General features: G+C 49.1%; 12 protein-coding genes. 9 read left to right on the top strand and 3 right to left on the bottom strand.

Translation table 11 applies throughout. The features are described from left to right. Positions 1 to 20: 20 nt before the first annotated feature. The gene (locus E2566_RS07360; protein ID WP_107169919.1) at positions 21 to 920 is read left to right on the top strand and encodes a LysR family transcriptional regulator; all 900 of its coding nucleotides are present in this window, start codon (positions 21 to 23) and stop codon (positions 918 to 920) included. Between the two features lie 357 nt (positions 921 to 1277). On the opposite strand, the gene E2566_RS07355 is transcribed toward E2566_RS07360, so the two are convergent. Together E2566_RS07355 and E2566_RS07350 are read right to left on the bottom strand one after the other, a co-directional pair. Next, positions 1278 to 1835, bottom strand: a complete 558-nt coding sequence (locus tag E2566_RS07355) for an AAA family ATPase (protein WP_107169918.1) — start codon at positions 1833 to 1835, stop codon at positions 1278 to 1280. A 261-nt stretch (positions 1836 to 2096) separates the two neighbouring features. After that, positions 2097 to 2687 (bottom strand): flavin reductase family protein, encoded by a 591-nt coding sequence (locus tag E2566_RS07350; protein ID WP_107169949.1) that lies wholly within the window; start codon positions 2685 to 2687, stop codon positions 2097 to 2099. A 380-nt stretch (positions 2688 to 3067) separates the two neighbouring features. On the opposite strand from E2566_RS07350, the gene E2566_RS07345 reads away from it, so the two are divergent. The 3 genes from E2566_RS07345 (at position 3068) to E2566_RS07335 (ending at position 4974) form a co-directional block, all read left to right on the top strand. Further along, entirely contained in the window at positions 3068 to 3400 is a 333-nt protein-coding gene (locus E2566_RS07345) for a TehB family protein (RefSeq protein ID WP_107169917.1), read from the top strand. A gap of 9 nt (positions 3401 to 3409) precedes the next feature. Then, positions 3410 to 3748, top strand: a complete 339-nt coding sequence (locus E2566_RS07340) for a DUF1869 domain-containing protein (protein WP_107169916.1) — start codon at positions 3410 to 3412, stop codon at positions 3746 to 3748. Between the two features lie 425 nt (positions 3749 to 4173). Beyond that, positions 4174 to 4974 carry a hypothetical protein gene (locus E2566_RS07335; RefSeq protein ID WP_107169915.1) on the top strand — a complete coding sequence of 267 codons (801 nt, stop codon included), beginning with the start codon at positions 4174 to 4176 and terminating at the stop codon, positions 4972 to 4974. 46 nt (positions 4975 to 5020) lie between these two features. On the opposite strand, the gene E2566_RS07330 is transcribed toward E2566_RS07335, so the two are convergent. Next, positions 5021 to 6067, bottom strand: coding sequence for a sensor domain-containing diguanylate cyclase (locus tag E2566_RS07330; protein ID WP_107169914.1), 1047 nt, complete (start codon positions 6065 to 6067; stop codon positions 5021 to 5023). 453 nt (positions 6068 to 6520) lie between these two features. On the opposite strand from E2566_RS07330, the gene E2566_RS07325 reads away from it, so the two are divergent. From E2566_RS07325 to E2566_RS07305, 5 genes are all read left to right on the top strand, one after another. Then, positions 6521 to 8380, top strand: a complete 1860-nt coding sequence (locus tag E2566_RS07325) for a beta-glucoside-specific PTS transporter subunit IIABC (protein ID WP_107169913.1) — start codon at positions 6521 to 6523, stop codon at positions 8378 to 8380. Further along, a complete protein-coding gene (locus E2566_RS07320) occupies positions 8380 to 9843 on the top strand; it encodes a glycoside hydrolase family 1 protein (RefSeq protein ID WP_107169912.1) in 1464 nt (487 codons plus the stop codon). The genes E2566_RS07325 and E2566_RS07320 overlap by 1 nt, the downstream gene beginning before the upstream one ends. A gap of 64 nt (positions 9844 to 9907) precedes the next feature. Then, positions 9908 to 10747: a PRD domain-containing protein gene (locus tag E2566_RS07315; protein ID WP_107169948.1), complete on the top strand. Its 840-nt coding sequence runs from the start codon at positions 9908 to 9910 to the stop codon at positions 10745 to 10747. A gap of 233 nt (positions 10748 to 10980) precedes the next feature. After that, positions 10981 to 12030, top strand: a complete 1050-nt coding sequence (locus E2566_RS07310) for a Fe(3+) ABC transporter substrate-binding protein (RefSeq protein WP_107169911.1) — start codon at positions 10981 to 10983, stop codon at positions 12028 to 12030. Further along, positions 12014 to 13711, top strand: coding sequence for an ABC transporter permease (locus E2566_RS07305; protein WP_107169910.1), 1698 nt, complete (start codon positions 12014 to 12016; stop codon positions 13709 to 13711). The genes E2566_RS07310 and E2566_RS07305 overlap by 17 nt, the downstream gene beginning before the upstream one ends. The last annotated feature ends 19 nt before the right edge of the window (positions 13712 to 13730 follow it).

Genomic DNA, 13730 nt, shown 5'->3' with positions numbered 1-13730 from the left:
GCTTAATTTTGTGAGGTTATATGGACCGGCTCACTGCGATGAAAGTTTTTGTGACAGTAGTTACACACAAAAGCCAGACCGCCGCCGCGGAGCGACTCGATATGTCGCGGGCAATGGTTACTCGGTACTTGGCTGAGCTGGAAAATTGGCTAGGTGCAAGGTTAATGCACCGAACAACACGTCGTTTTGGCCTGACTCCAACCGGAGAGGCCTGCCTATTACAGTGTAAAGAGGTTTTGAACCGCATTGAATTGCTCGAAGCCGAGTCAAAAGTTGATGAAACTGAACCCAATGGGCTGCTACGCATCACCGCGAGTAGCTGGTTATGGCAAACGCATCTTTCTTCAGCTCTGACAGCCTATATGGCGCGTTATCCTGCTGTTAAAATTGACTTAATATTGGGAGAGCAGCGCCTTAATCTGGTAGAAGATAGTATCGATCTGGCCATACGAATAACCAGCGATCTTGAGCCAGGCCTAATTGCTAAAAAATTTGCCACCTGTCATACCGTAATTTGTGCCTCTGCTGCCTATCTGACGCGAAACGGAATCCCTGAGCATCCTTCAGATCTTACGGCACATAACTGTCTCACCCATGTTTATTCCACTAAGTTTGAATGGCAATTTCGTAACCAGAACGAATTATACAGTGTGCCGATTAACGGTAGTCTTTCCACGAACGAAGGTAATGTATTGATGGATGTGGCACTACAAGGAATGGGTATCGCAAAGCTGCCCTTGTACCTTGCGGCTCCCCATCTGGAAAACGGTTCGTTGGTTCATCTCCTCCCAGATTACAAATCTCATGAAATGGGCATCTATGGGGTTTACACGTCAAGACAATTCATGTCGAAAGCACTACGCGCATTGCTGGATTTTCTTTCTGCTTATTTTGATATGCCGAAGCGTCAAATAATGTAGCTCCAGATAACGGAGCATCCCATTGACCAGCAACATACAAACGCTTTCTCCATTTCAAGCGCACTGAAGAAGTCATTTAGATCAGCAGACAAACGCGAAATACGGTTGACAAAGATCACCTTGCCAGAGCTGCTGCCGGAGTATCCGTTACCTTATTCGTCTTTGCATCTGGTATACAAAAAGCAGCAGTACATCTCTTCAACGGCCAGAGCCTATATCGATTTTTGTACAGCGCACATCGCCAAATTATCAGAACAATATCGCGTTCCATCTGACTCGTATTTCAGGGAAGAATGAGTCATATATTGTGTTGCCTGACTCAAAATCCTGCTTAAGTTTCTTTAAGCGGCCGTTTTGCTATATGAGCACCATCGAGTGCATCTTTGATATGATAAAACTGACGCGTTCATCGACCGAAACGCGCGGAAGTTCCCACAACTGGTAACCATATTTTTGATATGTATCAAGCATAACCTGATAGGTTAATACGGCTTCTTCGAAAGATTGTTTTCGCTCCGTATCTTGCGCATAAATTTCGCGCCATGGCGGGGCAATAAATACATGTTCAAAGTAGCGACATTGCCGTAATGCTTCCTCCAGATGCATTGGAATAGGTAATTCACAAAGGCTCAGATAGCCCGCTATATCAGGGAGTCCCCGATCGAAAAAGCACGGTGTATTACCGTCGTCAAGGTGGTGATACGAACGCATTTCCCAGCACAGCATCATTTCTGCAAATGCCGCACGATCTCCCCACGGCAGCGCGTTTCCACCAATAGCAAGCTGATCCTGAATAATGGCTCTACCCGCCTCTGTTGAGCATGTGTACCCACGTTGAGTAAGGGCGTCGATAAGCGTACTTTTTCCTGACCCGGGTCCTCCGGTTAGCACAATACGTTGCTGAATATTAGTCATACAATTCTCCTCTGAAGAAGGCAGAGTAAAAAGATATTAAAAAGGAGGGGGAAAAAGAGAAAATGAAGGAAGGCTTTGGCAGTATACCAACAATTTATCTGCGTAGGAAAACGCACATTCACCGTACGTAAAGTACGCTGTGTCATATTTTCAGCAACTCTCCGTCAATCGTTTAAGAGTTAACGACTTGGGACTCCAGGAGAAGAAGGGATGAGATAGGTTGCCACTTGCTAATACAGCGACAACCTTTATGCTACGATATTAATGGCCGTATTTAAAATTAAACCCTAATGCATCACCCGTAGTATCGTACTCGCGGAAGTTATATATCAAAGGTTTCCATTTCGACGAGTCGATAACATCATTTGACCCTAATAATTCGCTATCCACCCAAACATTAATGATGTCTAACTCGACCAGAATAAAACGCCCCTTGTCTGTCGTGCTGACAGTCTTACATTCTGCCTGAATGGGACATTCAATAACCCGAGGCGGAGTAATATCTGTAGAGGCTTCAGTATGAAGACCCACTTTGGCAAATTTATCGTGACATATCTGAACGCCCCATTTTATCTGCCCTTCAGATAGTGTCTCGTTTCCAGTCAACTTGCCAAGCTCTTCAACCTTCTCCCAAAGTTTGTAATCAGGAATATTGATAACAACATCCGATCCGGATAATAGATTATCGTAGGTTTTGCTGCCTTTGCTGACACCGATAATGATTTTATCCCCGAGGGATATTGATGATGAGATAGAAGCAATATTAATATTTCCGTTGCTATTATCCATCGTCGTAACGAGGAAAACCGGAAATCCATAATAAAACGAACTGAGTTTTACATTCTTTTTCATCTGAGTTAAAACCTCATCATAGATTATCGTTACATTCCTCATTTCTACTCTTTTGACTTCCACTTAACAATAACCATAATTGAGTAGTTATAGTTATATTTTTATAAACTCTCTATCCCCAATAAGTAGTTTATTAATAAATAACTTAATGTAACTATTCCTTAGCGCTAGGCTTCCTTTCAACTTACTGGCTGATAAAAATAACCGACATGTGACACACTTCCGCTTGATAACAGAGCCCTTTTATGAGGCGTTTCGGCATTGTAAAAAATTAATTGGCAAAAAATAATTCACAAGCCTTAAAAGAGGTATATGATATGCATTATATGGTTTTTCCCCTCCCAACCCGCATGTGGCTGGGTAAAGCATGAGGTTTAAACATGGAACGAATTGTCATACCTGCGAATTATGTTCATACCCGCACAACCCCTTTTTGGACAAAAGAGACTGCCCCCGCGTCAATCTGGCAGCGCCATTTAGACGCAGGAACACGGCAAGGTGTTTACCCGCGTTTGTGCGTAATGCAAGGGACGATTCGTTATTATGGCTATGCCGATGAGACGAGTCCTGAGCCAATTGAAACGCTGACGATTGAAGCAGGGCAATTTGGCATATTTCCTCCAGAAAAATGGCACAGAATTGAAGCGTTGTCTGATGATACGTTATTTAATGTAGACTTTTATGTCGATCCAAAAATTCTGATAGAAGGTTGAGGTGAAAAAATGACAGCTGAAAATAAAGGGTATTCATTAACGCTATTGAATCGCGATAATAATGAAAAAGTAGAAAAAGTTTATCTTAAACCGATGGCTTTTTATGTCCCAGACTTCGCTTCTGGCGCAGTTGAGCAATTGATTAATGAACTGTCTTTAACCAGTGAAAATAAAAAAGGTTTCTTGCTGACAGTGACGAACAATAACAATGGCGTAGCCGTTGACAAAGACTTCTCCGCGCTTGAAGGATTAAAAGATAAGACAACTTCCGCTGAAGCGGTAAAAGAACTGGTTAATATCGTGCGTGGTTACGATGCAGATGAAGAAACTAACGTCTGCGGCTGGTAAGATGGCATAGCGTCATCATAACTCAAGCTGCACGTTTATTTATCCCCCTGCAATTTTAGTTATTTAAGGTATCCTTCAGTACTATTCCAATTAAAAAACAGGCGCTGGATGTCTTTTGACTTAACAAGCGCCACTGTACCCTACATTGGTTACTAAAAATAACTATTCACAACTATACATTATGAGTCAGCTATGTAATTCCGCACGCTCTTTATCGCTCTCGCCCTCCGGTAAAACATGGTGGTGGATATGCTCTCACCCGCTAGAAATCATCATCAAAATAACCATAAAAAATTAAACCATTTCTATTAAATGCCGATTTACTCTATGAAAAATCGGTTTACTTAGCTTTTACGGTGTTAGAACTCAGCTTCGTATTCCGCATGATGGGCTTATCCCATCCTCCGAGAACAGTGAGGCACTGAATGATTGGCATCCAGAAAACATCAACAACATCCACTGTTAATCAACTGACAGAAGCAGGCATAACCAAAAAAACAAAGGCACTCTCAACAAACACTCAGTCGCCCTCGTCCTCCATCGATCCAGATAAACCAAACCAAACCAGCTCCGTGTCAACACTCGCGAGACAATTGAGCGATGCCGCTGTCAGGGCTGAGGCCAGAGACGCCAAAAGCGACCGCAGTACATTGGCAGCCAAAGCCAGAAGCGTGGATGATGAACTAGTCGGTGTGAATTACGCCAATAACAAAAAAACCCACGATGCGGAAATCCCCAATAGCGATGACCCTGAGCGATTAGCCAGAGCGAAACAAGCTACGGCGTATAACAATCGCCAAGGAAGCAACCCTTTCAGAGGCCTGTCTCGTGAACAACTGGCGCTGATTACCTATGACGACAGCGGAACCTTTACCGTGAATGAACGACGTGCTGCCTGGAGTGAAGCTTATGACCAAGAGCAAGTATGGCGTACGATGGCCGTAGCGCAAAGTAAGCTGGAGTGGAATCGCGGTGAGTTTAAACAGACTGAATTTTTTAAAATGGTGTTAGCTCATCATGAAAGTCTGCCATTGATTGAGCAAGTACAGGCACCAGAAGGCTATGTACCCCGACTTAAGTACATGATAGAAATGGACTTCAACTTTATGACGGGTGAATCAGGCAAAAATGCAGATCCGTTTAAGCGCCTATTTGAACTCCTTTCCACCACGAAACTTCACTTAGAAGATGGCAAACTCACTCTGGATAGCACCAAAGATGCATGAGCGAGCCCACCAGATAATGAGCAGATGATCATACCCGCATAGGTATTTACTCTTGTGTTGGGATGACTTCAAAAGCGCTGATTTGATCTTTTTTTCGCATGACTTTATTGGCGTACATTGCAGCATCTGCACGGCGGATCGCACCATCGGGTTCATCGATGGAAGGATCTGCCATGACGACCCCCATGCTTGCACCTAAGTATTCGATGCTGACCGTACCGAGTGGATAATTCCCCTGTAACAAGGGCGTCATACTGTCTCTAAAGGAAGAGACTACGTGCTCTTTTTCACCCTCTGCAATATTCACCATGCGGGCGAAAACAAATTCATCACCACCCAGTCGACCAACAACATCACCGGGGTTTCCCCACATTAACAAGCGTTGAGCAACCTCTTGTAAGAAGGTATCACCGGCGTCATGGCCAAACTGGTCGTTAATTTTTTTAAAGCCATCGAGGTCAATGAACACAATCAATGCCTGCTGGTTGTCATTCTTTGCCTGAGAAAACAGCGCTTCCAGAGAGTAAAACACGCCACGACGGTTAAGCAGTCCGGTCAGTGAATCGGTGTAAGAATATTCATGCAACGCCGCATTCGCGGCCGTTAACTGCTGCACCAGCCACTCTTTCTGCACCTGTTGAGCAATAAGCTGCGCGAACAAACTCAGGATTTGTTCACCTTTAGTTGTCAGCGGTTTATGGTCAGAGCTCGCTGCACAGAGCGTGCCATATAATTGCCCGTCTTCCATACGTACCGGTGTACTGGCATAAGTCATAATGCCCAGCGCTTTCGCCGCCTGCGAATCCCCCCAGCACGCTGACACATCAGGCGTATAGCTTTGCCCTTCATCCAATGCACGTTTGCATAACGTGTCGTGCCACGGGACCGATATCCCCTCGGGGATATTGAGCGTTTTAGTGTTATGAGCAAACAGGATATTTTGGAAGCCCGCTTCGGTGTCTACCTGCGTCAAATAGGTCGATTCAAGGTCGGTGACCAATTCCAGCATGACCAATAACTGGCGAACTAGCCCCTCGAAGGAAGCCTCTGAACGTAACGCATTCGACAGGTGAGAAAGCAAATTATCAGTCATAACAATAAATCCCAACGGTGCCTATTTTTAAATAAAAAACAATCAATTAAAATAATTTTGACGTATTTAAATCCGCCATCTGTGCAAACTGATTATCTCTACGATGATCTGTCCATATTACAGAAATCATACGCGCCTTTCGTCTCTCGTCTACCCATTTGCACGCTGTAAGTTTAGATCATTCTGTTTTCTATAATCGGTCAAAAAAGGCCATCTTTTATGCAACATGCCTAAGATCCATCAGCCCCGCCAGGCTAAACCTGACATTCTGCTATTGCCATCACACTTACCTATCAAGGCCACACGATCCGTTTGACTTTCTCGCACACGAGGACTTACAACAGCACTACAGGCGTGTAACTAGTTTTCTAGGCAAGACCTGAAGCTCTCCCTCTCTGGTATCAGGGGATGAGCTTCAGGTCTTTTTCGTTTCTGGACCAGAGGAACCGTCGTATGAGCCACATAACAACGGATAACAACGCGACAAACTATGCTGCCACCGCTGAAAAAATCATCATATTAGTCGGCGGGATTGACAACATCGAACACATTGAACACTGCTCTACACGGCTGCGGCTGAGCCTTTATGACAACAGTCTGGTAAACCAGTACGAACTGGGCAAGGTACCGGGCGTACTAGGCGTTCGAGTCAACGTACAGTGCCAGGTGATCATTGGTAGCGACGTCATGCAAGTGTACGATGCAGTGCAAAACCTCGCCGCAGGTCGTAAAGACACAGGTCGCGTCGCGCCAGCAAAAAATCGCACGGCTTTTGTTATTGATTTTATCATCAGCGTTTTTCAGCCGCTGGTGCCTGCTATTGCGGGCGGCGGCGTGCTCAAATCGCTGTTATTGCTGCTGGATCTGCTTGGCTGGCTCACCAAAGACAGCTCAACATATAAAGTGCTGGACAACATCGGTTCCGCCCCGCTCTATTTTCTGCCGATTCTGGTGGGCATCACCACGGCGATGAAACTGAAAGTGAATGTGTTGGTTGCCGTTTCTGCCGTCTCCGTTATGGTACTGCCCGCCATGTCTAAACAACTGGCAGAAGGCGCGGAGTTTCTCTCTCTGGATCTGAAAAATGTCGCTTACGCGTCACAGGTTTTCCCGGCGATTCTCTGCGTCATTTTCTATGCGCAAACCGAAAAGATCTTCAACCGCTACTCACCAAGCGCCCTGCGTATTTTTCTGTCGCCGATGCTTTCACTGCTCGTCACCGTTCCGGTCACGTTGCTGGTTCTTGGCCCGCTTGGTTATGAAGTCGGCGCAGGTCTGGCTAGCGTAATCCTCTGGCTATACAGCAAATTAGGCTTTGTCGCAACGGCGTTGCTCGCCGCGGCGCTGCCATTCATGGTGGCATCAGGGATGCATAAGCCGATGCTGCCCTATGCCGTTTCATCCATGAGCCAGTTTGGGAAGGAAATGCTCTATCTACCCGCATCGCTTGCGCACAACATTGCCGAATCCGGCGCCTGCATGGCGATTGCGCTCAAAAGTAAAGACAAAACGCTAAAATCGACGGCGCTTTCAGCCGGTATTTCCGCCCTATTCGGCATTACTGAACCGGCACTGTACGGGATTACCCTACTGAATAAAAAAGCGCTCTACAGCGTGTTAGCAGGTAGTCTGGTCGGCGGCGCGTTTATCGGGTGGATGGCGATTGAAGCCTTTGCGCTGGTTGGGCCCGGTCTGGCAAGTATTTCCATGTTCGTCTCACCAGAGAATGGCTGGAATATCATTTATGCCATCGCCGGTGCTGCGCTCTCCTTTGTCATCGCCTTTCTCTCCGCGCTGTTCCTCTGGCGAGAAGAGAAACCTGCTGCCATAGAAGACGGCCATCATGCGGTTACCGAGTGCCAGTTCGCCAGTCCAATTGAAGGAAAAGTGATTCCGCTGGAAAGCGTAAATGATGAAATTTTCTCCAAACGTATTATGGGCGACGGTATCGCCATCATTCCCGAGAGAGGTGTGCTCTACGCTCCGGCGAGCGGCACGATTGAGAACGTGTTTGAAACGGGTCACGCCGTCAGCATGCTCACCGATAGCGGTGCCGAACTGATTTTTCATATCGGCATCGATACCATCAAGCTCAACGGTCAGGGCTTTCAGCCGAAAGTCACGGCCGGTCAACAGGTTAATACCGGCGATGTCCTCGTTGAATTTGACCTCGATAGCCTCATCGCTGCGGGTTACGATCCCGTCGTCATGATGGTTATCACCAACAGCGAACGCTTTCGCGTGATACCGGAAGCCACTGACGTCGCCATCTCTCCCCACACCATCATCATGACCTTAAAGGAGTCTGTGTAATGGATAAAAACATCGCATTCCCGGAACACTTTTTATGGGGCGGCGCGATTGCCGCCAATCAGGCCGAAGGCGCATGGAATGAAGACGGCAAGGGGCCGTCCGTCGCGGATGCTATTACCTGGAAACCGAATCTCGATCTGAAGAATTATCATGACCACATGGCACTGACGGATGAAAACGTTGCCGACGCACTCAGCGGCAAAAATGATGCGTTCTACCCCAAACGGCGCGGTATCGATTTTTACCACCGCTACAAAGGCGATCTGGCGCTGTTTGCCGAAATGGGCTTCAAGGTGCTGCGCGTTTCCATCGCCTGGTCGCGTATTTTCCCGACCGGGGAAGACAGTGAACCGAATGAAGCTGGCTTACAATTTTACGACAATCTTTTCAGCGAGATGCGCAAACTCGGCATCGAGCCGCTGGTGACGCTTTCACATTATGAAATGCCGCTGGCGCTGAGTGAAAAATACAACGGCTGGGTGCACCGCAACGTACTGGATGCCTTCGTGCGCTTCAGCAATGTCTGCTTCGATCGTTATAAGGATCTCGTTCGCTACTGGTTGACCTTTAACGAGATCGACAGTATCCATCGCCACCCGTTCACCACCGCAGGTATCCGCGAAGAAAAAAGCGTATCGGGGCAGGCTAAGCAGGATATTTATCAGGGATTGCATCACCAGTTTGTTGCTTCGGCTATCGTCACTCGCGACTGCCATGAAAAAATCCCCGGCAGTCAGGTCGGATGCATGCTGACCAAGCTGACGACCTACCCGCACTCCTGTCGTCCAGAAGATGTCGAAGCCGCGCTGAAAAAGAACCTCGAAAATTATTTCTATTCCGATGTACAAGTATTCGGCGAGTATCCACCGCTTATCAAGCGCGATCTTGAAAGGAGAGGTATCGACATCACTATGCAGCCTGAGGATCTGACCATACTCAAGCAGCACACCGTAGATTTTGTCTCGTTCAGCTACTATATGTCGCTCACCGAATCCACGCAGCCGGACGCAGAGAGAATACCGGGTAATACCGTTCTGGGCGTGAAAAACCCGTACCTGCCTGCCTCGGATTGGGGATGGCAAATCGACCCCATCGGGCTGAAAATTTCCCTGCTGGAGCTTTACGATCGCTATCAAAAGCCGCTGTTTATTGTCGAGAATGGTTTGGGCGCGAAAGACGTTGTCGAGAACGGAAAAATCCACGATCCTTACCGCGTTGATTATTTTCGTTCACATTTCGAGCAAATGCGTGAAGCGATTAGCGAAGGCGTTGAGCTGATGGGGTTCACCAGTTGGGGAGCGATTGACATCATCAGCGCAGGAACCTCACAAATGTCCAAGCGCTATGGTTTTATCTACGTCGATCAGGATGATGAAGGTAACGGTTCGCTGGCGCGTCTGAGAAAGGATTCGTTCTACTGGTATCAGAAAGTCATCGCCACCAACGGCAGCGATCTCACCTGACAAATAGGTTCAGCCGCAGGTTAAGCATGTAATGGCAGGGAACGAAAGTGACGAGGAATCCCGCGTGATTAAAGTGAAAAAAGCCTTAAACAACAGCATGCTGTTAGTCGATCATGAACAGCAGGAGATGATCCTGTTGGGAAAAGGCATCGGATTTGGTGCCAGACCCGGCTCATTGATTGATGTGACGCACGTTGAGCAGGTTTTCATTCCGCTGGAAAACCTGAAATCACGACATTTCCTTTCCTTGACCGACACCATTCCTGCGGCTTTTTTTGACATTACGCAGGAGATCGTCACGCTAGCGCAAAGTCAGTACGCCGAAAAGCTTAATTCAGTGCTGTTCTTTACGCTGGCGGAACATCTCTATTTCGCGGTTGAACGCAGCAAAACGGGCAGCCACTTCATCAATAAGCTCAGTTGGGAAGTGAAACGTTATTACCAAAAAGAGTACGCCCTCGGCGTGCAGGCAAAAGATTGCGTATCGTCGCGCTTTAACGTCACGCTTTCTGATGATGAAGCCGTCAATATTGCGTTTCATCTCATTAATGCCGCAGGCAGTGCCGAAATTGCCGATGCCCACCAGCAGGTTCAATTGGTGAATCGTCTGGCAGAGATAGTACGCTACAAATTAAACAAGAATATCGACGTCAACGCCGTCGATTATCTCCGCTTTATCACCCATCTGCGTTATTTCTCCGAACGGGTAATTGCCCGCAAAATCGCACCGGGACGCACAGACGATTTCTATCAGGAATTGCTGAAACATTACCCTGAGGCGATGGCGATTTCATGGGCGATCAGGGATTATGTGCAGGAAAAATACCACATGGCCTTGCCGAAAGAAGAGCTCACTTGGCTAACTATGCATATCAGCAGGCTGGCCGCTAGCCAGACGCCGTAGTATTTGCCTCACGCAAGATAATCATCTGGCGCTGTTTTACCCACGCGCAGACCAATAAGGCAACAGGCCATCTTGATGAGCCTGTATGTTGACCCCCATCACGATAACGACGCGCATGCATTAATGAGATTGCAAACAAGAGTGATTATCATATATAGTTTTTGTCACCTGCCGAAAATATCTCCTTATTTTATTAATTTACGCATCACATTCACTCTGGAGAAGATAATAACATGTCAAAAACGCTGTCTGTTCTGCGCAAAAAAGCGCGCCTGCTCACGCTAGCCTCATCGTTAATGATGGCCTACGCCCTGCCTGCTGCTGCCGCAGATGACTCTCTGACTCTCTATACCACGCGTGAGCCCGGCCTGATTCAGCCGCTGCTGGATGCGTTCACCAAAGAGACGTCGGTTAAAGTGAATACCGTCTTCATCAAGGACGGCATGCTGGAGCGTGTGAAGGCAGAAGGCCAAAACTCACCGGCTGACCTGCTGATGACCGTTGATGCCGGTAACTTGATCGATCTGGTAGAAGCGGGTGTCACCCAGCCGATTCAGTCCAGTACATTAACCGAGGCTATCCCGGCGGCGCTGCGCGACAAAGATAACCAATGGTTTGGTCTGTCAATGCGCTCTCGCGTGCTCTATGCGGAAAAGTCACTGCCGCTGACCGGCATTACTTACGAAAATCTGGCCGATCCGAAATGGAAAGGCAAAGTGTGTATCCGTGCGGGTCAACACCCTTACAATACTGCACTGGTTGCCGCGATGATTGCCCACCACGGTGAAGCCAAAACCGAAACCTGGCTGCGCGGAGTGAAAGACAACCTGGCGCGTAAAGCGACGGGCGGTGACCGCGACGTTGCGCGCGATATCCTCGGTGGTATCTGCGATGTGGGTCTGGCGAACTCTTATTATGTCGGCCATATGAAGAACGCCAAAGAAGGCACCGATGCCCGTAAATGGGGCGATGCCATCAAAGTCGTTCAGCCTACATTTGAAAACGGCGGCACACACGTCAATATCAGCGGTGCCGCGGTTGCACGTCATGCTCCGCATAAAGATCAGGCCGTGAAATTGATGGAATATCTGGTCTCCGCTCCGGCTCAGCAGATCTACGCTCAGGCAAACTACGAATATCCGGTTCGCAAAGGTGTCACGCTGGATTCCACCATCGGCAGCACGATTGGTGAAGTGAATGTGGATAGCATTCCGCTGACTGACATCGTTAAATTCCGTAAACAGGCTAGTCAGTTGGTAGATAAAGTTGGATTCGATCAATAAGACCGGTTCGTCAACCCTGCGCGGCGCCTTCGGGCGACCGCGCCTCTTTTTTTCTCCGCTTCGCATCTCTGCCGTCATCATTGCACTCGGTGTTCTGGCCCCGCTGGTTTCCCTGCTTTGGCTAGCGGCCGGTGCGGGTGTTGGCCATTGGGATCACCTGATGCGCTACGTGCTACCCGATGCCGCACTCAATACGCTCATTCTGCTCGTCGGCGTCGGCGTGCTCGTTATGGTGATTGGCGCAGGCTGCGCCTGGCTGGTAACCGCGTTTGATTTCCCCGGCAGACAGCTCGTTAGCTGGGCACTGCTGCTACCGCTGGCGATGCCAACCTATATTGTCGCGTTTGCCTGGCTCGATCTGCTGCATCCGATAGGGCCGATTCAGGAAGCGATCCGCAGCGTGTTGGGCTACGACAGTCCACGTCAGTTCCGCTTACCGGATCTGCGATCCATGGCGGGTGCGATTCTGCTACTCGGTCTGGTGCTCTATCCGTACGTTTATCTAACCATGCGCGCGATGTTTATCAGCCAGCCAGCACACTTGCTGGAAGCCGCACGCACGCTAGGATTGAGCGCAACCGGCACTTTCCTGCACGTCGCCCTGCCGATGGCACGCCCCGCGTTGGCTGTCGGCACCAGTCTGGCCTTGCTGGAAACGCTGAATGATATTGGTGCCTCCGAATTCCTTGGGGTGAATACGCTGACCGTGACGGTTTACACCACCTGGGTCACCCGTTCGGATTTACCCGCTGCGGCACAGATTGCCTGCACGATGCTGACGGTCGTTATCCTCCTGCTGACGCTGGAATATTACGGCCGGAAAAACCAGCGCTACGGCACCAGCCGACAAATGCGCGGCATCATGCCCGCACCGCTGAAAGGTGTTCGCGCCTGGTTGGCAACCGGAGTGACCGCGTTGCCTATCCTGCTCGGCTTCATCGCTCCTGCCCTCTTTCTGGCATGGGAAAGCGCGAAACGACTGGGCGATAGCGTGACGATCTCCGCGGGTCTGATACAGTCGTTGCAGAACTCGCTGCTGCTGGCCGTTGGCGTCACGCTGGTTGTCACGTTCGTTAGCCTGATTATTGCGTGGTATGCCCGTCATTCGGCTATCACCGACCGTTCACCGGAACGCCGCCGCACGATACTCAGAATTGCCTCGCTGGGCTATGCCGTCCCCGGTACGGTACTGGCGATTGGCATGCTGACGCCCGGTATGGCGGCGGATAATTTCCTCGCCGACTTGCTAGGCTACAAGGGATTACCGCTGCTTTCCGCCGGTATTCTGCTGGTAGTCTGCTGCGCCATTCGCTTTATGGCGATTGGGATAGGTGCACTTGATGCGGGGCTGACACGCATTCCCCCCGTCATGGAACAGGCGTCGCGTCTGCTGGGCGAAAGTGAATTCGTCACCTTTTTCCGCGTGCACCTTCCCCTGCTGCGACCCGCGCTGGTGACCAGTGCGCTGCTGGTGTTTGCCGACGCGATGAAAGAACTCCCCGCCACGCTGCTGCTGCGGCCGGTTAATTTCGAAACGCTGGCGACCGTGCTCTATGCCGAAGCCGCCAGAGGTACGTACGAAGAAGGCGCGATTGCCGCGCTGCTGATCGTGCTGGCGGGTACGCTGCCCGTTGTGCTGCTGGCTCGCAGCCAGCTAAAAACGTCGGTTGAGAAAGAATGAAAATCATGAGGAAGAGTCA

It is taken from the genome of Pectobacterium punjabense (genome assembly GCF_012427845.1).
In the GTDB taxonomy this organism is placed as follows: domain Bacteria; phylum Pseudomonadota; class Gammaproteobacteria; order Enterobacterales; family Enterobacteriaceae; genus Pectobacterium; species Pectobacterium punjabense.
This window is presented reverse-complemented; position numbering and strand designations above follow the sequence as displayed.